Source organism: Lutibacter holmesii (genome assembly GCF_042679665.1).
GTDB classification, from domain to species: domain Bacteria; phylum Bacteroidota; class Bacteroidia; order Flavobacteriales; family Flavobacteriaceae; genus Lutibacter; species Lutibacter holmesii.
The window spans coordinates 1,001,072-1,026,730 of the sequence record NZ_JBHTMV010000003.1; the positions used below are offsets into that span (position 1 = coordinate 1,001,072).

The 25,659-nt window shown below is 30.3% G+C and carries 25 protein-coding genes; 14 read left to right on the forward strand and 11 right to left on the reverse strand.

Features of this window, described 5'->3' with window-relative positions:
• Positions 1–158: 158 nt before the first annotated feature.
• A complete protein-coding gene (locus ACFQ5N_RS07215) occupies positions 159–1,166 on the forward strand; it encodes a 3-oxoacyl-ACP synthase III family protein (RefSeq protein ID WP_386808813.1) in 1,008 nt (335 codons plus the stop codon).
• Positions 1,167–1,361: 195 nt separating this feature from the next.
• On the opposite strand, the gene ACFQ5N_RS07220 is transcribed toward ACFQ5N_RS07215, so the two are convergent.
• The 4 genes from ACFQ5N_RS07220 to ACFQ5N_RS07235 all read right to left on the reverse strand — a co-directional run bounded on the left by ACFQ5N_RS07220 (position 1,362) and on the right by ACFQ5N_RS07235 (position 4,614).
• Entirely contained in the window at positions 1,362–1,760 is a 399-nt protein-coding gene (locus ACFQ5N_RS07220; protein WP_386808814.1) for a DoxX family protein, read from the reverse strand.
• A gap of 139 nt (positions 1,761–1,899) precedes the next feature.
• Positions 1,900–2,940, reverse strand: coding sequence for a GMP reductase (locus tag ACFQ5N_RS07225; protein ID WP_386808815.1), 1,041 nt, complete (start codon positions 2,938–2,940; stop codon positions 1,900–1,902).
• An 8-nt stretch (positions 2,941–2,948) separates the two neighbouring features.
• Positions 2,949–3,857, reverse strand: a complete 909-nt coding sequence (locus ACFQ5N_RS07230; protein WP_386808816.1) for a bifunctional metallophosphatase/5'-nucleotidase — start codon at positions 3,855–3,857, stop codon at positions 2,949–2,951.
• A 4-nt stretch (positions 3,858–3,861) separates the two neighbouring features.
• Complete coding sequence (locus ACFQ5N_RS07235; protein ID WP_386808817.1) at positions 3,862–4,614, reverse strand: 5'-nucleotidase C-terminal domain-containing protein; 753 nt, start codon at positions 4,612–4,614, stop codon at positions 3,862–3,864.
• A gap of 52 nt (positions 4,615–4,666) precedes the next feature.
• On the opposite strand from ACFQ5N_RS07235, the gene ACFQ5N_RS07240 reads away from it, so the two are divergent.
• From ACFQ5N_RS07240 to ACFQ5N_RS07285, 10 genes are all read left to right on the forward strand, one after another.
• Positions 4,667–5,188 carry a DUF6913 domain-containing protein gene (locus ACFQ5N_RS07240; RefSeq protein ID WP_386808818.1) on the forward strand — a complete coding sequence of 174 codons (522 nt, stop codon included), beginning with the start codon at positions 4,667–4,669 and terminating at the stop codon, positions 5,186–5,188.
• On the forward strand, positions 5,188–6,063 hold the full coding sequence (gene dapA, locus ACFQ5N_RS07245) for a 4-hydroxy-tetrahydrodipicolinate synthase (protein ID WP_386808819.1): 876 nt from the start codon (positions 5,188–5,190) through the stop codon (positions 6,061–6,063). Before ACFQ5N_RS07240 ends, dapA begins: the two co-directional genes overlap by 1 nt.
• 47 nt (positions 6,064–6,110) lie before the next feature.
• Positions 6,111–6,626, forward strand: a complete 516-nt coding sequence (locus tag ACFQ5N_RS07250; protein WP_386808820.1) for a ferritin — start codon at positions 6,111–6,113, stop codon at positions 6,624–6,626.
• A 119-nt stretch (positions 6,627–6,745) separates the two neighbouring features.
• The gene (locus tag ACFQ5N_RS07255) at positions 6,746–7,573 is read left to right on the forward strand and encodes an outer membrane protein assembly factor BamD (protein ID WP_386808821.1); all 828 of its coding nucleotides are present in this window, start codon (positions 6,746–6,748) and stop codon (positions 7,571–7,573) included.
• A complete protein-coding gene (locus ACFQ5N_RS07260) occupies positions 7,563–7,889 on the forward strand; it encodes a DNA-directed RNA polymerase subunit omega (protein ID WP_386808822.1) in 327 nt (108 codons plus the stop codon). Before ACFQ5N_RS07255 ends, ACFQ5N_RS07260 begins: the two co-directional genes overlap by 11 nt.
• A gap of 2 nt (positions 7,890–7,891) precedes the next feature.
• The gene (gene coaBC / locus ACFQ5N_RS07265) at positions 7,892–9,106 is read left to right on the forward strand and encodes a bifunctional phosphopantothenoylcysteine decarboxylase/phosphopantothenate--cysteine ligase CoaBC (RefSeq protein WP_386808823.1); all 1,215 of its coding nucleotides are present in this window, start codon (positions 7,892–7,894) and stop codon (positions 9,104–9,106) included.
• Complete coding sequence (gene porD, locus ACFQ5N_RS07270; RefSeq protein ID WP_386808824.1) at positions 9,099–9,986, forward strand: type IX secretion system protein PorD; 888 nt, start codon at positions 9,099–9,101, stop codon at positions 9,984–9,986. The genes coaBC and porD overlap by 8 nt, the downstream gene beginning before the upstream one ends.
• 22 nt (positions 9,987–10,008) lie before the next feature.
• Positions 10,009–11,661 (forward strand): DNA repair protein RecN, encoded by a 1,653-nt coding sequence (gene recN, locus ACFQ5N_RS07275; protein ID WP_386808825.1) that lies wholly within the window; start codon positions 10,009–10,011, stop codon positions 11,659–11,661.
• A gap of 50 nt (positions 11,662–11,711) precedes the next feature.
• Complete coding sequence (locus ACFQ5N_RS07280) at positions 11,712–12,548, forward strand: enoyl-ACP reductase FabI (RefSeq protein ID WP_386808826.1); 837 nt, start codon at positions 11,712–11,714, stop codon at positions 12,546–12,548.
• 218 nt (positions 12,549–12,766) lie between these two features.
• Positions 12,767–13,720 carry a glycosyltransferase gene (locus ACFQ5N_RS07285; protein ID WP_386808827.1) on the forward strand — a complete coding sequence of 318 codons (954 nt, stop codon included), beginning with the start codon at positions 12,767–12,769 and terminating at the stop codon, positions 13,718–13,720.
• Here ACFQ5N_RS07285 and ACFQ5N_RS07290 read toward each other — a convergent pair.
• Positions 13,717–14,265, reverse strand: a complete 549-nt coding sequence (locus ACFQ5N_RS07290; RefSeq protein WP_386808828.1) for a thioredoxin family protein — start codon at positions 14,263–14,265, stop codon at positions 13,717–13,719. The two genes, ACFQ5N_RS07285 and ACFQ5N_RS07290, sit on opposite strands and share 4 nt — an antisense overlap.
• Before the next feature lie 53 nt (positions 14,266–14,318).
• Positions 14,319–16,853 carry an ATP-dependent Clp protease ATP-binding subunit gene (locus tag ACFQ5N_RS07295; RefSeq protein WP_386808829.1) on the reverse strand — a complete coding sequence of 845 codons (2,535 nt, stop codon included), beginning with the start codon at positions 16,851–16,853 and terminating at the stop codon, positions 14,319–14,321.
• A 257-nt stretch (positions 16,854–17,110) separates the two neighbouring features.
• On the opposite strand from ACFQ5N_RS07295, the gene gyrA reads away from it, so the two are divergent.
• Together gyrA and ACFQ5N_RS07305 are read left to right on the forward strand one after the other, a co-directional pair.
• Positions 17,111–19,636, forward strand: coding sequence for a DNA gyrase subunit A (gene gyrA / locus ACFQ5N_RS07300; RefSeq protein WP_386808830.1), 2,526 nt, complete (start codon positions 17,111–17,113; stop codon positions 19,634–19,636).
• A gap of 15 nt (positions 19,637–19,651) precedes the next feature.
• Positions 19,652–20,929 (forward strand): tetratricopeptide repeat protein, encoded by a 1,278-nt coding sequence (locus ACFQ5N_RS07305; RefSeq protein WP_386808831.1) that lies wholly within the window; start codon positions 19,652–19,654, stop codon positions 20,927–20,929.
• Between the two features lie 76 nt (positions 20,930–21,005).
• Here the strand turns inward: ACFQ5N_RS07305 and ACFQ5N_RS07310 are convergent, their stop codons facing one another.
• From ACFQ5N_RS07310 to pyrR, 5 genes are read right to left on the reverse strand one after another with little or no spacing between them, the layout of a single operon-like run.
• On the reverse strand, positions 21,006–21,923 hold the full coding sequence (locus ACFQ5N_RS07310; RefSeq protein ID WP_386808832.1) for a ribonuclease Z: 918 nt from the start codon (positions 21,921–21,923) through the stop codon (positions 21,006–21,008).
• On the reverse strand, positions 21,920–22,279 hold the full coding sequence (locus tag ACFQ5N_RS07315; RefSeq protein ID WP_386808833.1) for a T9SS type A sorting domain-containing protein: 360 nt from the start codon (positions 22,277–22,279) through the stop codon (positions 21,920–21,922). Before ACFQ5N_RS07315 ends, ACFQ5N_RS07310 begins: the two co-directional genes overlap by 4 nt.
• 17 nt (positions 22,280–22,296) lie before the next feature.
• Entirely contained in the window at positions 22,297–22,629 is a 333-nt protein-coding gene (locus ACFQ5N_RS07320; protein WP_386808834.1) for a ribonuclease Z, read from the reverse strand.
• 3 nt (positions 22,630–22,632) lie between these two features.
• Entirely contained in the window at positions 22,633–23,565 is a 933-nt protein-coding gene (locus ACFQ5N_RS07325) for an aspartate carbamoyltransferase catalytic subunit (protein ID WP_386808835.1), read from the reverse strand.
• Between the two features lie 4 nt (positions 23,566–23,569).
• A complete protein-coding gene (gene pyrR / locus ACFQ5N_RS07330; RefSeq protein WP_386809030.1) occupies positions 23,570–24,109 on the reverse strand; it encodes a bifunctional pyr operon transcriptional regulator/uracil phosphoribosyltransferase PyrR in 540 nt (179 codons plus the stop codon).
• 188 nt (positions 24,110–24,297) lie between these two features.
• Between pyrR and ACFQ5N_RS07335 the strand changes: the two genes are divergently transcribed.
• Positions 24,298–25,644, forward strand: a complete 1,347-nt coding sequence (locus tag ACFQ5N_RS07335) for a tetratricopeptide repeat protein (protein ID WP_386808836.1) — start codon at positions 24,298–24,300, stop codon at positions 25,642–25,644.
• The last annotated feature ends 15 nt before the right edge of the window (positions 25,645–25,659 follow it).

The following is a 25,659-nucleotide window of genomic DNA, read 5'->3' on the forward strand; positions in this document are numbered from 1 at the left end:
CTACTAAAACAAAAAAAAAGGGGTTGCTAATAAAATGTTAAATGCCAAAATTTTAATTAATTGATTTTGAACTATGTTTTGCGAATTATGAAAAAATTAATTGTAAAAACATGAAGTTTTTAGTAAGTTTGAAATAGATTTGTTAAAAAATGAAAAATATGTATAATTCTAAGATTACAGGGCTTGGTTATTATGTTCCTGATAATGTGGTAACCAATGATGATTTATCCAAAATGATGGATACTAATGATGAATGGATTCAGGAAAGAACCGGAATTAAAGAAAGAAGATGGATTAAAGAAGGAAGTGATGATTCTTCATCTGTAATGGGAGCAAAAGCGTCACGAATTGCTATTGAACGTGCAGGCTTAACTTCAAAAGATATTGATTTTATTGTGTTTGCAACTTTAAGCCCAGATTATTATTTCCCAGGTGGAGGTGTGCAATTGCAGGAAATGCTTGGTATGAATACGGTTGGGGCTTTGGATATTAGAAATCAATGTTCTGGTTTTATTTATGCAATGTCTGTTGCAGATCAGTTTATTAAAACAGGAATGTATAAAAATATATTGGTAGTTGGAGCAGAGTATCATTCTTCAGGATTAGATAAAACAACAAGAGGAAGAGGAGTTTCAGTTATTTTTGGTGATGGGGCAGGAGCTGCAGTACTTTCTAGAACCGAAGATAATACCAAAGGAATTTTATCGTCACATTTACATTCAGAAGGAAAGCACGCTGAAGAGCTAACAGTTTTAGCTCCAAGTGCAAAGCATTGGGTTACTGAATTGTTAGAGGAAAATGATGAAAATGACGAATCTTATTTCCCGCATATGAATGGAACATTTGTATTTAAAAATGCAGTTGTTCGTTTTTCTGAAGCTATTTATGAAGGTTTAAAAACCAATGGTTTAGAAACAACAGATATTGATATGTTAATTCCGCATCAAGCGAATTTAAGAATTACACAATTTATTCAAAAGAAATTTAAACTTGGTGATGATCAGGTGCATAGTAATATTCATAAATATGGAAATACTACTGCGGCATCGGTAATTATTGCTTTATCTGAAGCTTGGGAACAAGGAAAGTTAAAGGAAAACGACTTAGTTGTTTTGGCTGCTTTTGGTAGTGGATTTACTTGGGGAAGTGTAATTATGAGATGGTAATAAACTTTAAATTATAACATTAAAAAAGCCTCTAAAATGCAAGTTTAGAGGCTTTTTTTTAGGATTACATTATAATTTAATCCCTTGTTTTAATGGAATGTCCCATATAAATGGTATACAAATAAGACTATAAAGTTCTGGTTTTGTAACAGTTTTCATTGTTAAAAAAATGTTAAACAACTATTTGTTAGGTTGTTATAGTTGTTTTTGTGTGTGGTAGTTTTTTATGAATGGAATTTTTTTTCGCTGATTCCAACAAATAATAAGGCTTAAAATTAGAACACTTAAAGCCATGTAAAATAATTTACCTTGATCTTCATTAATTTCTATTCCTAATATTGTTAAGTGCATAAAAACGGCACCGCTTATTATTCCGGTAGTTAAAACTGCTCCTACCCAAATTGTTTTTGGAACTAAAATTAGAATGGCAGCAATTAACTCTAAAACACCTATTCCAATTCTTCCAAAAGGCTCTAAACCAACTTTTGTAAAAATATAAACACTGTCTGGATGTGCTGTAAATTTGTAGCGTAGGGTTTGTATCAATATAATTGCAATAAGAAATCGAATACCTAAAGAAATGTTTTTATGCATTGTTTTAAACTTTCTAGTTTAGACGAGAAAATTTAAAATGATTACAAACAGCGTCAATCCGCATATAAAAAAGGTGTAAAAAATAGAAGAGTTATTTTTTACACCTTTTATAAGAAATAAGAATGTTATTGAGGTAATTTTATTTTGAAAAAACTTGATTATGTTGCTCTTGAACTCTAATAAAAGTTGTTCTTTTCGTTAGTTCCTTTAATCGGTTTGCTCCAACATATGTACAGGTTGAACGCAAACTTCCCAGAAAATCTTGTACGGTAGCTTCTACGTTTCCACGAAAAGGAATTTCAACAGTTTTACCTTCAGAAGCTCTGTAGTTTGCTACACCTCCAACGTGTTTGTTCATTGCGGTTTCTGAACTCATTCCATAAAACTGTTTGAACTTTTGACCATTAACTTCTATGGTTTCTCCTCCGCTTTCAGTATGTCCGGCAAGCATTCCGCCAAGCATTACAAAATCAGCGCCACCACCAAAAGCTTTGGCAATATCACCTGGAATTTTACAGCCACCATCAGAAACTATTTGTCCGCCTAAACCATGCGCAGCATCAGCACATTCAATAATTGCTGAAAGTTGCGGGTATCCAACGCCTGTTTTTACACGAGTTGTACAAACTGAACCTGGTCCAATACCAACTTTAATAATATCAGCGCCAGCTAATAGTAGTTCTTCAACCATTTCACCTGTAACTACATTTCCAGCCATAATAACTTTGTTTGGATAGAGTTTACGTGTGTTCATTACAAAATTCACAAAATGTTCTGAATATCCATTAGCAACATCAATACATATAAATTGTATTTGCGGATGGTTTTTTAATATTGTTGCTAATTTTTCAGAATCTGCTGCTCCTGTACCTGTACTTACTGAAAAATAGTTTACCATATCATTAGAAATAGACTCCATAAAAGTAGCCCATTCTTCAATTGAATAATGTTTATGAATAGCTGTAAATATTTTGTTTTTTGCCAATGCTTTTGCCATTTCAAAAGTTCCAACAGTATCCATATTGGCTGCCATAATTGGTACGCCTGTCCATTTGTAATTACTGTGTAAAAAGGTAAATTCTCTATCTAAATTTACTTGCGCCCTTGAACTTAAAGTAGATCTTTTTGGACGAATCATTACATCTTTAAACCCTAATTTTAAATCGGTTTCAATTCTCATGGTATTTTTTATACAATTATACTTTTTCCTTTACTTGCTTTATTTTTATCACTATCAAAATAAAAGTCAACGCGGCCCACATTAATTCCGTAGCAACCTACTTGATTTACCAACACATTTTCACCTATACTGTTTTTTGTAACGGTTGGTTTTGGTAAAAATGTATGTGTATGACCACCAATTATTAAATCTATATTTTTAGTTTTTGAGGCCAATTTTAAATCATCTATTTTATCAGATTTGTAATGATATCCTAAATGTGAAAGGCAAATAACCAAATCACATTCTTCATCTTCTTTTAATATTCTACTCATATCCTGTGCTATTTCAACTGGATTTAAATAGACTGTTTCTTTAAACATTCTAGGGTCTACCAAACCATTTAGTTCAATTCCTAAGCCAAATACACCAATTTTAATTCCATCTTTTACAAACACTTTGTAAGGTTTTACGTGTGTGTCTAAAATGGTATTTTTAAAATCGTAATTTGAAGAGATAAAATTGAATTCAGCGTGTGGAAGTTGTGCATACAAACCTTCAATACTGTTATCAAAATCATGATTTCCAATAGTGGCAGCATCGTATTTTAGCATACTCATTAATTTAAATTCCAATTCACCGCCGTAAAAATTAAAATATGGTGTTCCTTGAAAAATATCACCAGCATCTAATAAAAGGGTATTTGGGTTTTCTTTTCTAATTTCTTCAACCAAAGTAGCCCTTCTGGCTACACCACCTTTATTTGGGTTTTTATAATGATTTTTTGGAAATGGTTCAATATGACTGTGCACATCATTTGTGTGCAAAATTGTAATGTGTTTTGTTGTTTTTTGGTTGAACGATTGCATTGTAAGCCCTCCTAAAGTTAGAAAAGCAGTTGCAGCAGTAGATTTTTGTATAAAGTTTCTTCTTTTCATAATCTTATTTTTCTTTTGTAAACCTTCCGTCTAAAGCTATTTTAATAGTGTCTGTTTCTTTGAAATAATCAATAATTGAATTTCTAACTTTATAATCTAACTTGTGCAGCTCTATTGGATTTTTAAAAAACACCATTCGGTCACCACCGTTTTGTAAATAATCAGATGTTAGCACAAAATAGGTTTTTGAATTGTCAAGCGGTAAATTATGTATAGTTAAATTGTATCCTTTAGAATTTGCTACTAATTTTAACTGTTTTGATATAGGATGCGCTTTATTTTGAGCTATTAAATATTGTGCTAATTCGGTTACTTTTTCAGCTGTTAATTCAACAACAACAAGACTGTTTTCAAAAGGCATTAAGTTAAAAGCATTTTTAGTTTTAATAGGACCTTTTGTAATTCCTGCTCTAATGCCTCCGTAATTAAACATGGCAAAATCGATATTTTTTCCAGTTCTAGTATTAAAAACCGGATTTGCTCTTTCATAACATAAATCTGCCATTAAATTTCCAAGTGAGCTTTCTAATTCACCATCAGTTCTCACCAAATCTGTTGGTGTGTAGCTTAAAACGGTATTCATTTCTGCTTCAACTTTTTCTTTAAAAGGTTGAATAAATTCTTCAATAGATTTATCTGTTGAAATTTCTTCAGATATTGGAAGTAGTTTTCCTTCAATTTTAACTAAATGCTGAGGTTCATTTTTACAACTAACAAGAAGTAGTAGTGTAAAAAAGATGAGAATATTATTTTTCATTGCTGTATTACTAATGATTTTAATTAGTTTTGTGAATCAAGGGTAAATATAGATGATTTTTACAGGATTTAAACGAAAAAGTGCTCAATTTTTTTTTAATAAACAGTTACAAAAATTATTGAGTAATAATAAAAAATACGCTTCAAATAAGGTAAGTAGCGTGCTTGTTTTTTTAGACGATATTTCTGAAAAGAAAAGCGTGCAAGAAAGTTTAATGGAAACGTTGCAAGTTGTTGAAAATCAATTTGAATTTATTGTTTTTAAAAATAAATTTCAAAAAAAACAAGTATGCGATGCTTGTTTTTCTCCAAAAGATTTTGGTTGGTCAGGGAAAGTGAAGTCTGAAAAATTGAATGCTATTTTAACAAAAAAATACGATTTGTTAATTAATTATAGTAAAGTTGAAAATATATACCGCAACTTGTTAATTTTGCAAACTAAAGCAGCTTTTAAAGTTGGTTTTTCGCATTTTGATAATCGTTTATATGATTTAATGCTTGAAGGGGGAAAAATAGACATTGAGTTGTTTAATAGTGAGTTAAAAAAATATTTAAAGATTTTAAATAAGATATAATGAAGGAATTGTTAGGGACAGGCGTTGCATTGGTAACTCCATTTAATGAAGATGGATCTGTAGATTTTGTTGGATTAGAACGTTTGGTAAACTTTCAAATTGATAATGGTGTAAATTATTTGGTGGTTTTAGGAACTACAGGTGAGCCTGCAACTTTAACTGCTAAAGAGAAGGAGCAAGTAAAACAAACTATTATAACTGTTAATAATAATAGACTTCCTTTAGTTTTGGGAATAGGAGGTAACAATACAATGGCGGTTGTTGAAGAAATTAAAACTACTGATTTATCAGCTTTTTGTGCAATTCTTTCCGTTTCACCGTATTATAACAAACCTACGCAAGAAGGAATTTATCAGCATTTTAAAGCTATTTCTGAAGCAAGTCCTTTGCCAATAATTTTATACAATGTTCCTGGTAGAACAGGTAAAAATTTTGAACCTGAAACTGTTTTAAGGTTGGCAAATGATTTTGATAATATTGTTGCTGTAAAAGAGGCTGCAGGAGATTTGGTTCAAGCAATGCGTTTAATTAAAAGTAAACCAGCAGATTTTATGGTGATTTCTGGTGATGATATGATTGCATTGCCAATGGTTTTAGCTGGCGGATCTGGAGTTATTTCGGTAATTGGACAAGGATTTCCAAGTGACTTTTCTAAAATGATTCAGAATGGATTGGATAGAGAAGTTGAAAAAGCAAATGAATTACATTTTAAGCTAATGAATAGTTTTGACTATATTTTTGAAGAATGCAATCCTTCAGGAATTAAAGCAGTGCTAAATAAAAAAGCTATTTGTAATTTAAATGTTAGGTTGCCTTTAGTAGCTGCAACACCTAAATTACAGCAAAAAATTAACAATTTTATAGATAATTATTAGTAATTTTACATCGTTTAGGTGTAAAATTAATAAAAAATATAAAAATTATGTTATCAGAAAATATGCAAATGGCTTTAAATAAGCAAATAAGAATTGAAGCAGAATCGTCTCAAATATATTTAGCAATGGCTTCTTATGCTGAAGGTAAAGGTTTAGAAGGAGTATCTGAATTCATGTATGATGCTTCAGATGAAGAACGTCAGCATATGTTAAAATTGTTTAGATATGTAAATGAAAGAGGTGGTCAAGCGTTAGTATCAGATTTATCAGAGCCTGAGACAGAGTTTGGTTCAATTAAAGAAATGTTTGAAACACTATTTAAACATGAAGTGTTTGTTTCACAAAGTATTAATGAATTAGTTCATATAGCTTTAGAAGAAAAAGATTACGCAACACATAATTTCTTACAGTGGTATGTTGCAGAACAAATTGAAGAAGAAGCACAAGCCAGAACAATTTTAGATAAAATCAACCTAATTGGAGACGATAAAGGAGGATTGTATTTGTTTGATAATGATATTAAGCAACTTAATGTTACTAGTGCTGCCGGACCTGTAGTGTAACAATTAACAAACAATTAAGTTTTTTACAGAGTTTATATAGTCTAAGCTAGTTATTTTTGTGTTTTATTGAAGTAAAAAAATCATTTTAATAATCCATAATAAATAACTAATTTTGCCCAATGCAAAAAAATAAGATTTATATTTTCATTTTATTGATCGCAACAGGACTTTCATCTTGTGGTGAGTATCACAAAGTACTTAATAAAGGTACTGCACAAGAGCAGTATAAAATGGCTACAAAAATGTATGAAGAGCAGAGCTATAATAAAGCAAATCAGCTGCTTGAAAAAATTACGCCATTTTATAGAGGAAAGCCTCAAAATGAGCGTATTCAATACATGATTTCTCAAGCGCATTATAATACCAAACAATATACATTGTCATCGTATTATTTTGATAAGTTTGTGAAAAATTATCCGCAAAGTTCAAAAGTAGAAGAAGCGGCTTATTTATCTGCAAGAAGTTACTATTTGGCTTCTCCTGTTTATAGTTTAGATCAAAAGGATACGTATGAAGCAATTAACGCGTTACAAAACTTCATTTATAAATATCCAGAGTCTGATAAAATTGCAGAAGCAAATCAAAGTATAAAAGAACTTACCTTTAAATTAGAGAAAAAAGCATTTGAAAATGCACGACAATATTATCATACAATGGATTATGTTGCTGCCATTACTGCTTTTGATATATTTTTAGGAGAGTATTTAGGTACAAGTTTTAAAGAAGAGACCTTATATTTGCGTTTTCTTTCGTCTTATGAATTAGCAATGAATAGTTTTATTGGTAAAAAAGAGAAAAGATTGAATGATGCTATTAAAGCTCAAGAAAAATATAAAAGAAATTTTCCTGAAGCTGAAAAGTTAGGAGAGACAGAAAAATTATTAGAAAATTTAAATCAGGAATTAAACACTATTGTTGCACTAAAACAGGAAACAAATGGATTATAAAAACACAAAAGCTGCTAATACTACAATTACTTACGATAAGAACTTAATTGAAGCACCAACAGAAAATATTTACGAAGCAATAACTATTATTGCTAAAAGAGCTGAACAAATAAGTGGAGATTTAAAAAATGAACTAATTGAAAAATTAGAAGAATTTGCTACTTATACAGATAGTTTGGACGAAGTTTTTGAAAACAAAGAGCAAATAGAAGTTTCTAAATTTTACGAAAAATTACCTAAACCAACTGCAATTGCTGTAGAAGAATGGTTACAAGGTAAAATTTACCATAGAAACCCAGAAGAAAAGCAAGAGTAATTATGAGCATTTTAAGCGGTAAAAATATACTTTTAGGTGTTTCTGCCGGTATTGCTGCTTATAAAACAGCTAGTTTAGTCCGTCTATTTATAAAAGCAGGTGCCCAGGTAAAAGTGGTAATGACACCTGCCTCTATAGATTTTGTTACACCACTAACACTTTCTACACTATCTCAAAACCCTGTGTATTCAACTTTTTTTGATAAAAAAGATGAAGAAACTGAAGAATGGAATAGTCATGTAGAATTAGGACTTTGGGCTGACTATATGCTTGTAGCTCCGGCTACAGCAAACACATTGTCTAAAATGGCAAATGGTGTTTGTGATAACTTATTATTAGCAACTTACCTGTCTGCAAAATGTAAAGTTTATTTTGCGCCTACAATGGATTTGGATATGTACCAACATCCAACCACTAAATCAAATATAGAGAAGTTACAAAAATTTGGAAATGTATTTATTGCACCTTCTAGTGGATTTTTGGCAAGTGGTTTAACAGGAGAAGGTAGAATGGAAGAGCCAGAAAATATAGTTTCGTTTATTGAAAATGAAATAATGAATGGCTTACCTTTATTCAAAAAGAAGGTATTAATTACTGCTGGTCCAACTTATGAAGCTATTGATCCAGTTCGTTTTATTGGAAATCATTCTTCAGGTAAAATGGGATTTGAACTAGCTAAAACAGCGGCTAGTTTAGGCGCTGAAGTTTATTTAATTTCAGGACCATCACATGAAGTTGTTACTACTTCAGCAATTAAAAGAATTGATGTTGTGAGTGCTGAAGAAATGAATAATGCAGTACATACCTATTATAAAGATATGGATATTGCGATACTTTCAGCGGCGGTGGCAGATTATAAGCCAAAAAACATTTCAGATCAAAAAATTAAAAAGTCATCTGATTCTATGACCATAGAATTAGTAAAAACACATGATATTTTAGCTTCATTAGGTAAAGAAAAAAAGCACCAGTTTTTAGTTGGTTTTGCTTTAGAAACTAATAATGAAATTGAAAATGCTAAATTAAAGCTTCAAAAAAAGAATTTAGATTTAATTGTTTTAAATTCGTTACAAGATAAAGGAGCTGGATTTAAAACTGAAACAAACAAGGTTACACTTATTGATAAGCTAAATAATGTAACAGAGTTTAGTTTGAAATCTAAAGAAGAAGTAGCAGCAGATATATTTAATGAAATAGCAAAAACAATACATGCGTAACATAGTTAAAATAGTACTTTTTCTTTTTGCGGTTTCACAATTAAACGCGCAAGAGTTAAACTGTACAGTAACTATTAATTCTGATAAAATTCCTGGTTCAAACAAGCAAATTTTTACAACGTTAGAAAATTCATTGAATGATTTTATAAATCAAACGAAATGGACAGGATATAATTATAAAAACCAAGAGCGTATTAATTGTAATATGAGTATTATAATTGATGAACAAAATGGGAGCGCTTTTAAAGCAAACCTACAAGTTCAATCGTCTCGTACAGTTTATAATTCAAACTATTCAACGCCGGTTTTTAATTTTAAGGACGCTAACTTTTCATTTGAGTATAATGAATTTGAACCTTTAGTGTACAATGCTACCATTTTTGAATCTAACTTAGTTTCAATGATGACCTATTACGCGTATGTAATATTAGGAATGGATGCAGATACGTTTTCGCAACAAGGAGGAATTCCATTTTTTACCCAAGCGCAAGATGTACTTGTACAAGCTCAGCAAAGTGGATATTCAGGTTGGAATCAGTCTGACGGACCAAGAACACGTTTTAGTTTGATAGACAATTTATTGTCACCAACCTATAAAGAATTTCATACAGCAATGTATTATTATCATTTGCGTGGCTTAGACTTAATGAGCAAAGATTCTAAAATAGCAAAAGAGAATATTGGAGATGCTATATTTACGTTGAAGAATTTATATAATTCGCGACCTAATGCGTTTTTATTGCGTGTTTTTATGGACTCAAAATCTGATGAAATTGTAGAAATTTTCTCTGATGGTCCAAGTTATGATACATTTGAATTAAAAGAAGATTTAATAAGAATATCTCCTTTAAACGCTGAAAAGTGGAATTCAATAAAGTAATTTTTACTTTTTATTTTAAAAAATGCTAACAAACCTTTCCATAAAAAATTACGCCTTAATAGATAGTTTGGCTGTTGGTTTTAAAAATAAACTTTCAATTATTACTGGTGAAACAGGTGCAGGTAAATCTATATTATTAGGTGCACTTGGATTAGTTTTGGGTAAAAGAGCTGAGTCTTCAACTTTGAAAGACACGTCTAAAAAATGTATTATTGAAGGACAATTTTCTGTTGAAAATTACAATTTAGAATCTTTTTTTGAAGAAAACGATTTGGATTTTGAAGCAGAAACAATTATTCGTCGTGAAATTTTACCAAGCGGTAAGTCCAGAGCGTTTATAAACGATACACCTACTACTTTACAGGTGTTAAATCAATTAAGCGAAAAATTAATAGATGTACATTCTCAGCATCAAACCATTGAGCTGTCTGATACAAACTTTCAGTTTCAAATTATTGATGCAATGGCAAATAATTTTGCTAAAATAGAATCATATAAAAGAGGATTAAAATTATACAATAAATTAGTAAAAGAATTAAAAGCGCTTAAACAAAATCAAGAAGCTGAAAAAGAGAAATATGAGTATAATTTGTATTTGTTTGAAGAGCTAAATGCAGCAAACTTAAAAGTTGGTGAGCAAGAAGAAATTGAACAAATGTTAGATAAGTTAAATAACATTGAAGAAATAAAATTAAACTTATCTGAGGCGCAATCTTTAGCTTTAAATGAAGAAATTGGAGTGCAAACTTTGCTAAACTCTTTAACTAATAATGTTAGTAAAATTGCATCTTTTTCAAATGATTATAATGAATTGTACGAACGTGTTTTAAGCTTGAAAATTGAATTTGACGATATTACAAATGAAATTGAAAATGCGAATGAACATGTAAATTTTGATCCGCTTGAATTAGAAAAGTTAAATGATAGATTACAACTAATTTATAATTTGCAAAAAAAGCATACTGTTAATTCAGTGGAAGAATTGTTGCTATTGCAAGAAGAACTATCTGTAAAAGTATCGGCTGTTCAAAACTCATCAACAATTATAAAAGAGAAAGAAGATGAGGTTCAGGATGTTGCAACTAAAATTGATGTGTTAGCAAAAAACATATTTAATAAGCGTCAAAAAGTAATTCCTGTTCTAATTAAAAAGTTGGAAAAAATTCTTTCTAATTTAGGAATGGAAAATACCCGTTTTAAATTTGATATTCAACATTCATCATCATATTTTCAACACGGAAAAGATGAGTTGCAATTATTAATTTCGGCAAATAAAGGCCTTAATTTTGGAGAATTAAAAAAGGTTGCTTCTGGTGGTGAATTGTCTAGAATTATGTTAGCTGTAAAATCTATTCTGTCTTCATATTTAAAGCTGCCAACTATTATTTTTGATGAAATTGATACTGGTGTATCTGGAGATGTTTCTCAAAAAATGGCCGATATTATGCAAGAAATGAGTATGAATATGCAAGTAATTACTATTACGCATTTACCTCAAATTGCGGCCAAAGGGCAACAACATTATAAAGTGTATAAACAAGATATTTCAAATAACATTGTTACCCAGTTAAAAACACTTTCTAACGATGAACGAATTATTGAAATAGCTGAAATGTTAGGTGGTAAAAATATTACTTCTACAGCAATTGAACATGCAAAAGAGTTGTTACATTAATTTACTATATTTGCAACCAAAATAAAATAAAATAAATAACGATCTATACTATGTATAATTTATTAAAAGGAAAAAGAGGTATCATTTTTGGAGCATTAGACTCTAACTCAATTGCTTGGAAAGTTGCAGAAAGAGCCCACGAAGAAGGAGCAACTTTTGTATTGACAAATGCACCAATAGCAATGAGAATGGGTGCTATTAATAAGTTAGCTGAACAAACAAATTCTACAGTAATTCCTGCAGATGCAACATCTATGGAAGATCTTCAGAATTTAGTAGATAAATCTGTTGAAATATTAGGAGGAAAGATTGATTTTGTATTACATTCAATAGGAATGTCTATGAATGTAAGAAAAGGAAAACATTATACAGATTCTAATTATGATTTTACACATAAAGGATTTGACATTTCAGCTTTGTCTTTTCATAGAGTAATGAATGTATTGTACAATTCTAATGCAATGAATGATTGGGGAAGTATTGTGGCATTGTCTTATATGGCAGCTCAACGTGTTTTTCCTGATTATAATGATATGGCTGATAATAAAGCTTATTTAGAATCTGTAGCGCGAAGCTTTGGATATTTCTTTGGACAACAAAATAAAGTTCGTGTAAATACAATTTCACAATCACCAACGCCAACAACTGCTGGTAATGGAGTAAAAGGTTTTGATGGGTTTATTGCTTATGCTGAAAAAATGTCTCCGTTAGGTAACGCAACAGCTTTAGAGTGTGCAGATTATACGATTAGCTTATTTTCAGATTTAACAAAAAAAGTAACACTTCAAAATTTATTTCATGATGGTGGTTTTTCAAATATGGGTGTAAGCAACCCTATTATGGAAAACTTCATGAGTAATTTTGAAAATGAAAGAAAAGAAGAATAACCTTAGAAGGTATATATTTCTTAACATAATAAAAAGCGATAATTATAAGTTATCGCTTTTTTTATGTTTTTTATTTAAGGAAATGTTACTTATTAAATAATTAAAATGACTGTTTGTTTTAGGTAAATGGCGCATATGTTTGAAAATATTTTTTAAATAGATTTTTCATTTTAGAAATAATAAATAACCTAAATTTGAATTTGAAAAATTAGATAATAGTGAAATTACAATTTTCCATAGTTATTCCTGTTTACAATAGACCAACTGAAATTGATGAGTTGTTGCAAAGTTTGGTAAAGCAAACCTATAAAAACAACTTTGAGGTTATTATAGTTGAAGATGGTTCTACTTTAAAAGCTGATAAAATTGTAAATAAGTATGCGAACGCTTTAAATCTTCATTATTTTTTAAAAAAAAATACAGGAGCTGGTGCAAGCCGTAATTTTGGTATGCAAAAAGCTTCAGGTAATTATTTTATTGTTTTTGATTCAGATTGCATAATACCTTCAAATTATTTGAAGGAAGTTGATAATGCATTGAATGCAAATTATACTGATGCTTTTGGTGGTGCTGATGCAGCACATGATTCTTTTACAATTATTCAAAAAGCCATAAATTATAGTATGACTTCTTTTTTTACCACTGGCGGAATTCGTGGAAATAAAAAAGCGGTAGATAAATTTCAGCCAAGAAGTTTTAATTTTGGTATTTCAAAAGTTGCTTTTGAAGCAACCAAAGGGTTTTCAAAAATGAAAATTGGAGAGGATATAGATTTAACTTTTAGACTTTGGAAACATAATTTTGAAACCCAGTTTATTGAAAATGCGTTTGTTTATCATAAAAGAAGAGCAACGTTTCAACAGTTTTTTAAGCAAACATTTGCTTTTGGAAAAGGCCGACCATTTTTAAATAAAAAATATCCTGGTACAGCTAAAATTACCTATTGGTTTCCTTCAGTTTTTATAATATTATTACTGTTTTCTTTGGTAAGCTCTTTGTTTGGTGTTCAAATTTTTGCTGGATTTTTTACAGTTTATTTTGTGATATTATTTTTAGATTCATTAGTGAAAAATAAAAATATTTTTGTTGCTTTTGTGAGTGTTCTAACCACGCTAATTCAGTTTGCAGGTTACGGAATTGGGTTTTTAATAGGATTGGTTTCTAAAAATTAGTTTTGTTTAAATATTGCGGCAATTGCTAGCAATTCTTTATCAGTTAAATTTGATGTTTCTTTTAGTTTATATGCAAAAGCATCTATTTCATAAGGAGTTCCTGGGCAGCCTATGTTGTTGCCTTCACCTTTCAAAACTTCTTTGTCTTTTACCATTTTGGAGTCGGCAATTAAATTTCCTTCATTATCAAAAATTAAATAGAATGGAATTCCTTGATTTTTTCCGCCGTATTTAACAAGTAATTCCTCAGCACCAGGATTTACCAAATGTTGTTTTGTTTTTTGTTCAAAAACCGTAAAGTGTTCAATAATATAATTGTCTAAAAATAAGTTGTTGATGGATGGTGTTTTCATTTTTGCATCCATTTGTTTGCACCAAGTGCACCAAGAAGCTGAGAACATTACAAATACATTTTTATTTTGCTTTTTTGCTTGCTGAAGTGCGTTTTTCATTATTACTTCAACACTTTGTGGTGCTTCTTGCGCTTTTATGTTTTGAAAAAATAGTACAATTAAAATGATTGAAATTAAAGTTTTGATTTTCATAATATGATTTTATGGTAAAAAAAAAGGTTGAGAATTTCTCAACCTTTTTTAAATTATTCAATTTCTTTTTTCCCTTTGCTTATTTTTATGGTAAGTTCACTTTTTTCTTTGTCCAAATCCATATGAATTGAATCGCCTTCGTCTAATTGAGAATTTACAATTTCTTCAGCTAAAGCATCTTCAATATATTTTTGAATTGCTCTTTTTAAAGGTCTGGCTCCGTATTGCTTATCAAAACCTTTATCGGCAATATAATCTTTTGCTTCATCGGTTAAAGTTAATTGGTAACCTAAACCTTCAATTCTTGTAATAAGTTTTTTAAGCTCAATATCAATTATTGAATGAATATCCTCGCGTTCTAAGGCGTTAAATACAATTACATCATCAATTCTATTTAAAAATTCAGGTGCAAACGATTTTTTCAATGCGTTTTCAATTACACTTTTTGCATTGGCATCAGCTTGTGCTTTTTTAGAAGTTGTTCCAAAACCTACGCCTGTACCAAAATCTTTTAATTGACGAGAACCAATGTTAGACGTCATTATAATAATTGTATTTCTAAAATCAATTCTTCTTCCTAAGCTATCAGTAATATGTCCGTCATCTAAAATTTGTAACAACATATTGAATACATCAGGATGTGCTTTTTCAATTTCATCTAATAAAACTACAGCATATGGTTTACGTCTTATTTTTTCAGTTAATTGTCCACCTTCTTCATAACCAACATATCCTGGAGGCGCACCAATTAATCTTGAAACGGCAAATTTTTCCATATACTCGCTCATGTCAATTCTAATCAAAGCATCGTCATTGTCAAATAGTTCGTTGGCTAAAATTTTTGCAAGCTGGGTTTTTCCAACACCAGTTTGACCTAAAAATATAAACGAACCAATTGGTTTGTTTGGATCTTTTAAACCAACTCTGTTTCGTTGAATTGCCTTTACTACTTTTGCAACAGCTTCATTTTGACCAATAACTTTACCTTTAATTAAATTTGGTAAATCATGCAATCTATGGCTTTCAGCTTCAGCAACTCTATTTACAGGAATTCCTGTCATCATAGATACAACTTCAGCTACATTATCTTCAGTTACTATTTCACGATTAAGTTTTGAAGCTTCTTCCCATTTTGCTTGTTCAGTTTTTAGGAAGCTTTCAACTCGTTTTTCGTCATCTCTTAATCGAGCAGCTTCTTCATACTTTTGACCATTAACAGCTGCCGTTTTATCTTCTTTTATTTTTTCTAACTCGGCTTCTAATTGAAGTACTTCTTTAGGTACTACAATATTTGTAATGTGAATACGTGAGCCAGATTCATCTAAAGCATCAATGGCTTTGTCTGGTAAAAACCTATCAGTCATATACCTGTTTGTTAATTGCACACAGGCTTTTAAGGCATCATCAGTATAAGTTACCAAATGGTGATCTTCGTATTTATCTTTTATGTTTTCTAAAATTTGAATAGTTTCTTCAACAGAAGTTGGTTCTACAATTACTTTTTGAAATCTGCGCTCTAAAGCTCCATCTTTCTCAATATTTGTTCTAAACTCATCTAATGTTGTAGCTCCAATGCATTGAATTTCACCACGAGCCAAAGCTGGTTTCAACATGTTTGAAGCGTCTAAAGAACCTGTAGCTCCACCGGCGCCAACAATGGTATGAATTTCATCTATAAATAAAATAATATCATCATTTTTCTCCAGTTCATTCATCAATGCTTTCATGCGTTCTTCAAATTGACCACGGTATTTTGTACCAGCAACTAGGCTAGCTAAATCTAAAGAAACAATTCGTTTATTGAAAAGAATTCGAGACACTTTACGTTGATTAATACGTAAGGCTAAGCCTTCAGCTATGGCAGATTTTCCTACACCAGGTTCACCAATTAACATTGGGTTGTTCTTTTTACGTCTACTTAAAATTTGAGAAACGCGCTCTATTTCTTTTTCTCTACCAACAACAGGGTCTAAGTTTCCTTCTTCGGCTAAACGCGTTAAATCACGTCCAAAGTTATCTAGAACCGGTGTTTTAGACTTCTTTTGAGTAGGGTTTCCTGATTGTGGTTGTTCAAATGGGTTTGATTTTGGAGAGTCAAACGTATCATCTGAGCTATTTTCAGCTTTAGGTAAATCTATTTCTTCATTTAAGTATAAATTTTTAAAAATAGTTTTAACATCTTCATAACTAGCATCAAAATTGTTAAGTAATTTGGTTGTAGGGTCATTTTCATTACGTAAAATACATAATAATAAATGCGCCGTATTTACAGATTCACTTTGATATAGTTTTGCTTCTAAAAATGTAGTTTTTAAAGCTTTTTCTGCTTGTCTTGTTAAATGTAAGCTTTTCTTTTCAGTAGTAAATACTGAAGCAGGGTTCATTGGGCTTAAGCTTTCTATCTTTTTTCGTAAATGATCAAGATTGATATCTAATGAATTTAATATTTCAATAGCTTTTCCATCACCCTTTCTCAATAGTCCAAGCATTAAATGCTCAGTGCCAATAAAATCATGGCCTAAACGCAAGGCCTCTTCCTTACTGTAAGCTATTACATCTTTAACTTTTGGTGAAAAATTATCGTCCATAGTTTTTGTGTTTATATGGTAAATTTAACTGATTTTTTTCTTTTTATTCCACAAAAACAGTTCCACTTTTCTTTTTTTTATGAAATGAGTCATTTTGTCGGTTTTAAACCTGTTGATTTACAGTGTTTTATTATTTAGTGTTGGGTAATTAAGTTGTTGATAAATATTATAAAAACATCAGTGTAAATAACTTGTAAAAAAGTGAAAAGTTGTATATTGCTTTGTTAAAAATCTAGACTAAAATAAATTAAAAATATATGGCAGACGGGGAAAAATTGATACCTATTAATATTGAAGATGAAATGAAGTCAGCTTACATTGATTATTCAATGTCAGTAATAGTTTCAAGAGCATTGCCTGATGTACGAGACGGTTTAAAACCAGTACATAGAAGGGTTTTATTTGGGATGCACGAATTAGGAATTAAAGCTACAGGTTCTTACAAGAAATCAGCAAGAGTTGTTGGGGAAGTTTTAGGAAAGTATCACCCGCATGGTGATACATCTGTTTACGACTCTATGGTTCGTATGGCTCAAGAATGGAGTGTTCGTTATATGATGGTTGATGGTCAAGGGAATTTTGGTTCTGTTGATGGTGATAGTCCGGCAGCAATGCGTTATACCGAGGTTAGAATGCAAAAAATATCAGAAGAAATGCTTTCTGATATTGAAAAAGATACGGTAGACCATAGATTAAACTTTGATGATACATTAAATGAACCTACGGTTTTACCTACAAGAATACCTAACTTGTTAGTGAACGGAGCTTCAGGTATTGCAGTTGGTATGGCTACAAATATGGCTCCTCATAATTTAACAGAGGTAATTAATGGAACATTAGCTTATATTGATAACAGAGATATTGAAATTTCTGAATTAATGCAGCACATTAAAGCTCCTGATTTTCCTACCGGTGGAATTATTTACGGGTACGAAGGTGTAAAAGATGCCTTTGAGACTGGTAGAGGTAGAATTGTAATGCGTGCAAAAGCAACTATTGAAGAAGTTAAAGGTCGTGAATGTATTATTGTTACCGAGATTCCTTATCAGGTAAACAAAGCAGACATGATTAAGAAAACTGCTGATTTAGTAAATGAGAAAAAACTAGAAGGTATTTCTAATATTCGTGATGAATCGGATAGAAATGGAATGCGTATTGTGTATGTTTTAAAAAGAGATGCAATTCCAAACATTGTATTAAATAAACTATTTAAATATACAGCGCTTCAAACTTCTTTTAGTGTAAACAATATTGCCTTAGTTAATGGGCGTCCACAGCAATTAAATTTAAAAGAGTTAATTCATTATTTTGTTGAACACAGACATGAAGTTGTAGTTAGAAGAACTGAATTTGAACTTAAAAAAGCTGAAGCAAGAGCTCATATTTTAGAAGGTTTAATTATTGCAAGTGATAATATTGATGAAGTAATTAAAATTATTAGAGGCTCTTCAAATGCTGATGAAGCAAGAGAAAGTTTAATTGAACGTTTTGAATTGTCTGAAATTCAAGCGAAAGCAATTGTAGAAATGCGATTACGCCAATTAACAGGTCTAGAGCAAGATAAGTTAAGAGCTGAATACGATGCTATTATTAAATTGATTGAAGATTTAAAAGATATTTTATCAAATGAAGCAAGACGCTTTAATATTATTAAAGAAGAATTAATAGTAATTAAAGATAAATACGGAGATGACCGTAGATCTGTAATTGAATATGCAGGAGGAGATTTATCTATTGAAGATATGATTCCTAATTCTAAAGTAGTGGTAACAATTTCTCATGCAGGTTATGTGAAGCGTACTAATTTAGACGAGTATAAAGTTCAAAATAGAGGTGGACGAGGGCAAAAAGGTGTTGCTACTAGAAATGAAGATTTCTTAGAACATTTATTCCTAGGTACAAATCACCAATATATGTTATTCTTTACGCAAAAAGGTAAAGTATTTTGGATGCGTGTTTATGAAATTCCAGAAGGTGGTAAAACATCTAAAGGTAGAGCTATTCAAAACTTAATTAACATTGAGCAAGATGATAAAGTAAAAGCATTTTTAGTTACCGAAGATCTTAAAAACGAAGAATATATAAATAACCATTATGTAATAATGGCTACTAAAAAAGGACAAGTTAAAAAGACTTCTTTAGAACAATATTCTCGTCCAAGAACAAATGGTATCAATGCAATTACTATTAAAGAAGATGATGAATTACTAGAAGCTAAATTAACTTCTGGAAACAGTCAGGTAATGATGGCATTAAAATCTGGTAAATCTATTCGTTTTGAAGAAAGTAAAACCAGACCAATGGGTAGAAATGCTTCTGGTGTAAGAGGTATTACTTTATCACATGAAAATGATGAGGTAGTAGGAATGATTGCTGTAGACGATTCAGAAAGTAATGTGTTAGTTGTTTCTGAAAAAGGATATGGAAAACGTTCTAGTTTAGATGATTATAGAATTACAAACCGTGGAGGTAAAGGTGTTAAAACTATTAATGTTACCGATAAAACAGGAGGTTTAGTTGCTATTAAAAATGTTACTGATGAAGATGATTTAATGATTATCAATAAATCTGGTATTACCATTAGATTAGCAGTAGCAGATTTAAGAGTAATGGGTAGAGCAACGCAAGGTGTGAAGCTTATTAATATTAAAGATAATGACTCTATTGCAGCCGTAGCCAAGGTTGCACATGAAAATGAAGAATTAGATGAATTAGATGGTGAAGAAATAGACAATGGCACGGAAATTGAAAACAATAACGAAGAAAATACAAATCAAGAATAAATTAATTTAACAAAAATGAAGAAACAATTATTAATTCTGTCTGCTTTTTTAATTAGTATGACAGTATTCGGTCAAAAAGATGAGCTTAAAATGGCTAGTAAAGCTATTGATGCCAAAGATTATGCAAAAGCTATGACCGTTATCAATCAAGCAGAAGGTTTGGTTGAAAATGCAGACCAAAAAACAAAAGCTAAATTTTACTACTTAAAAGCGTTGGCTTTGTATCAAGGTGGTTCAAAACAAGCAGATTTAAAGAAAGTGAGTGCAGCATTTAATGATGTAGTTGAGTTTGAAAAAGAATCAAACAAACTTAAATATACTTCAGAGATTAATGGTTTATCTCAAAAATTAGTTGAAGGAACTGTGAATGAAGCTAGTGAAGCTTACCAAAAAGCTGTTGAAAATCAAGCAGATGCAGATTATAAATTAGCTGCTGAAAAGTTTTATACTGTGTACAGCTTAAGTCCAAAAGATACTATGTTTTTAGACAATTCAGCATTTTTGTTTAATAAGGCTAAAGACTATGAAAATTCAATTAAATATTCTCAAGAATTATTAGATATTGGATACACAGGAATTACAACTGAGTATATTGCAACAGGTATTGATGGAAAAGATATTACATACCCAGACAAAAAAACAATGGATGCACAAGTAAGATTGAAAGTTGCTTCAAATCCAAGAGTTGAGCCTAAAGAGTCTAGAAGAAATATTTTTTATAATATTTTAGCAGAAAACAATGTTTCAATTGAAGACTACGATGCTGCATTAGAAGTTATTGCTAAAGGTAGAGAGGAGTTTCCAAAGAATTTCCAATTATTAATTACTGAGGCTAATATTTACTTTAAAAAAGGTAACAAGGTTAAATTTAAAGAGTTATTAGAAGAAGCTGTACAAATTGACCCAACAAACGTTTCATTATACCAAAATATTGGTATTATGTATAAAAATGAGAACAACATTGATGAAGCAATGAAAAACTTCAATAAAGTTCTTGAGTTAGATCCAAATAATTCTGATGCTTACAACAATATTGGAGCAACTATTTTAGATAAAACGAAGCCTTTACAAGAAGAAATGAATAAAAGCTTAAGCGATTTTGATAAGTATGATAGACTTTTAAATGAGCAAAAAGAAATTTATAAAGAGTCACTTCCTTATTACGAAAAAGCTTACGAATTAAACAAATCAAATATTTCTGTAGTACAAATTTTAGTAGGTTTGTATGAGAATTTAGATATGTCTAGTGAGTTAACTGAAATGCAAGCAGTTTACGATAGCTTAAAAGAATAAATAAAAGTTCTTAATATTAAAAAAGCTCACTTTTAAGTGAGCTTTTTTTTTGATTTAATATTTCAGAATTGTTTTATTATTCAAAAACAAAAGTTTTCCCCTCTTCAGCAAGAATAGTATTTTTAAAAAAACTTTTGGCTTCGGTTAAAAATAATTCTTTGTTTTTATAACGCCCACTAAAATGCCCAATTACTAAATTTTTTACTTCTGCGTTTTGTGCAATTGTTGCGGCCTGTTTTGCGGTAGAGTGCTTTGTTATAGTAGCTAAATTCTCTTTGTCGTTTAAAAATGTAGCTTCATGATATAAAGCGGTAACTTGTTTTATTTGAGGAATTATTTCAGGGAAATATGAAGTGTCACTGCAAAAGGCATAGCTTTTAACAGGTGAAGGATCTAAGGTTAATTCCTTGTTTTTTATTGTAGTGCCATTTTTTAGTATAAAATCTCTTCCATTCTTCAAGTTTTGATAATCACAAATCTCAATTTCTTTATGGTTAAAAACAGCATTCATATTAAGTTTACGTTCTCCTAGTTTTTCTTTAAATAAAAACCCATTGGTGTAAACTCTATGGTCAAGCGGAATTGTATGAACTTCTACCTTTTCATCTTCAAAAATAAGTTCAGGTTCTTTAGAACTTAATTCATGAAACAATAACGGATAATGTGTCCAAGAGTTTGATAATTTAAGTTGTAATGTTATCATTTCTTTAATGCCTTTTGGACCATAAACGTGTAATTCACTTTCACGGTTTAAAAGTCTAAAGGTTGAAATAAGTCCAACCAAACCAAACACGTGATCTCCGTGTAAATGCGAAATAAAAATGTGTTTTATTTTTGAAAATTTAACGTTATATCGCCTTAATTGCACTTGAGTTCCTTCACCACAATCAATTAAAAAATGATGGTTTTTTATTTCTAAAAATTGTGAAGTTGGGTTTGCGTTTACTCTTGGTGTAGCTGAGTGGCAGCCTAAAACTGTTAGTTTTAAACTCATTTAATAACAAGTCTTTTAGAAACAATTTCAGCTTCAGATTGTAAGGTGTAAATATACATTCCTTTGGTAATGTTGTTACGTTCAAAAGGAATGGTGTTAAATCCTTCTTTAGCATTCACTTGTTCGTGATAAACAGTTTTTCCCAATAAGCTTTTTACGCTAAATTCTATCAATTGATTTTTTGAAGAATTAAATGTAATTCGGGTGTTTATATTAAAAGGATTTGGAGAAGCAGTAATAGTAGTTAAAGTAGCTGATGTTGCAGTTTTATTAATATGAAATGCACCTCTAGTATTTTGCTGAGCAAAACTAAAAGCAGAAATAAATAAAAATATTAACAAAAGTAGTTTTTTCATCAATAAGCAATTGCGTTTTAAAATCCTAAATCTCGTTCAATCGCATCCATTTCAAGTATGTCTACGGCTTCTTCAAATGTTGGTACAACATTAATTTCATCAGGTATTTCATCTATATCAATACCTTTACAAATAATCACAAAACTTGTGCCATTTTCTCTGTGGTTTGTACTTATCTTCAAAAATAGCAATAAATCTTGAACAGTGGTGTTAATGTTTTCAGAAAAATCAATAATTAAATGCGCACTTTTCAACCCTGAATATTCTTTTTCAAGTTCAATTAAAAAAGTTTTAATTGGTTCTTGTTCAGGTGTTAATAGCGTGTATTTTTCGGTACTAGTGATTTTCATGAATTATTTTCTTTGAATTTGTTCAGCTAATAAATATATAACAGCCATTCTAACAGCCACTCCATTTTCAACCTGATTTAATATAATAGATTGATTGGAATTGGCAACATCACTTGTAATTTCAACACCCCTGTTTATTGGTCCAGGGTGCATAATTACAATTTCTTTGTTTAAGCTGTCTAATAGTTGTTTATTAATTCCAAATAGTTGTGCGTATTCTCTTGTAGATGGGAAATAATTAACTGCCATACGTTCATTTTGTACTCTTAAAACATTGGCAACATCACACCATTCTAATGCTTTTTTAATGTTAAATTCAACTCCAACACCTAAACTTTCAATATATTTTGGAATCAATGTTTTTGGTCCGCAAACTTTTACTTCAGCTCCTTGTAATTTTAGTGCGTAAATATTTGAAAGTGCTACTCTAGAATGCAAAATATCACCAACAATAACAACTTTTTTACCTGCTACATTTCCTAATTTTTCTCTAATAGAGTAGGAGTCAAGTAAAGCTTGTGTTGGGTGTTCGTGCGTTCCGTCACCGGCATTTACAATTTTAGCATCAACGTGCTTTGATAAAAAATCACAAGCTCCAACATTTGGATGGCGCATTACTATCAAATCAACTTTCATTGATAGAATATTGTTTGCTGTATCAATTAAAGTTTCTCCTTTCTTAACTGAAGATTGACTAGCAGAAAAATTTATAACATCAGCCGATAATCGTTTTTCAGCTAATTCAAAAGAAAGTTTTGTACGTGTGCTATTTTCAAAAAAGATATTTGCAATAGTTATATCACGAAGAGAAGGAACTTTTTTAATTGGGCGATTAATTACTTCTTTAAAGTGATCAGCTGTTTCAAAAATTAAATCAATATCAGCTTTATTTAAATGTTTTATGCCTAAAAGGTGTTGTACGCTTAACTGATTCATATACTTAATTATTTATAATATATACGGTGTCTTCACCATCTCTATCTTTCCAATTTACAGTAACTCTTTCTTGGTTAATCACATCAACCTGTCTTCCAGTATAATCTGGTTGAATTGGTAAGTGACGGCTAAAACGTCTGTCAATTAACACCAAAAGTTCAATGTCTGCAGGTCTTCCAAATGATTGAATTGCCGTAAGAGCAGCTCTAATACTTCTTCCTGAAAAAAGTACGTCATCAATAAAAACAACATTTTTTTCTTCAACAATAAAATCTATATGTGTTTTATTTGCTCCTAATGGTGCATCACGACGTCTAAAATCATCTCTATAAAAAGTGATGTCTAATTGTCCGTGTTTTATTTTTGGAATATTATAGTCGTTTTCTAAAATTGTGACTAAGCGTTCTGCTAAAAAAGTACCTCTTGGTTGAATTCCAATAAGCACCGTGTTCTCAAAATTATGATGGTTTTCAATTAACTGACACGCTAATCGATGTAAAATAATATCAATCTCTTTTGAGTTTATAAGTGTTTTTTTACTCATAGTAGTACCAAACATTGTTTGGAAAACAAATATAAAGCATTTTGTTAACTAATTTGTTAAAAAAAAATAGAAGTTGCTCTAAAATTGATAAGATGTTCTTGTACTTTTATTCACACAGTAATAATTCAATTACATTTATGCCATTTACTCCAAACGAAAATAATTTATCGCTTTCAAAATTTGAATCAATGTTAAAAACTAACGCTGTTTATTTTTTTGATTCTGTTGAGTTTGAGGAGATTATACATTATTATTTGGATACGGGTAAAACAGCTTTGGCTAAAAAAGCCCTTACATTAGGTTTAAAACAACATCCAAACTCAATTATATTAAAGCTTCTTAAAGCTGAAGTTTTAATTTTTGAAGATGCGTTAGACGCTGCTGGGATTCTTTTAAGAGAAATTCAGGCTATTGAGCCAACTAATGAAGAGGTTTATGTGCAACAAGCAAGTATTTTTTCAAAAAGAGACCATCATAAAAAAGCAATTGATTTATTAAAAATAGCATTGAAGTATGCTGAGGACAAAGCAGATGTTTATGCTATGATTGGGATGGAGTTTTTGTTCTTAGATAATTTTAATGAAGCACGATTGAGCTTTGCAAAGTGTTTAGAAGAAGATATTGAAGATTACTCATCATTATACAATGTAGTTTATTGTTTTGATATGGAAAATAAACACGAAGAAGCCATTGAGTTTTTAAATGAGTATATCAATAAAGATCCGTATAGTGAAGTTGCTTGGCATCAATTAGGAAGGCAACATTTTGTGTTAGAGCAATTTGAAAAAGCGGCGAGAGCTTTTGATTTTGCAATTATTGCTGATGAATATTTTGTTGGTGCGTATTTAGAAAAGGCGAAAACCTTAGAAAAATTAAATGAGTTTGAAGAAGCTATTGAAAATTATAAGAAAACTTTAGAGTTAGATGATGCTACTGCTTTTGTTTTTTTAAGAATAGGTGCTTGCTATGAAAAATTAAAATTAAATACTTTAGCAATTCAGTATTATAAAAAGGCGGTACATGAAGATCCTTTGTTAGATAAAGGATGGATTGTTTTAACCAATTTAGTTTTAAAACAAAAAAAATACAACAAAGCTTTGTTTTACGTAAATAAAGCCATTGAAATTGATGAAAATAACTCGTTATATTGGCGGAAATATGCTGAAATTAATTTAAAATTAAACCTTTTTGAAGAAGCCATAGAAGCTTTTGAACGTTGTATTGCGTTACAAGACTATGATATTGAAATTTGGGTTGGTTTAGTTGATGTACTTTGTTTTTTAGGCGAGTATGAAAGTGCACTTGAAAATTTATTAAGCGCTAAAATTTATTTTAATGATTTTGCTGAAATAGATTATAGATTAAGTGGTTTGTATTTTAAATTTAAGAATATTGAAAAAGGCGCATTTTATTTAAAGCAAGCTTTATCTGAAGATTTTGAATACCAATCTATACTAAAAGAATTATTTTTTGAAGTGTATCAATTACAAGAAGTTCAGGATTTAATAAATGAATTTAAAAAAACTTCTTTATAAAAATACTACATTTGT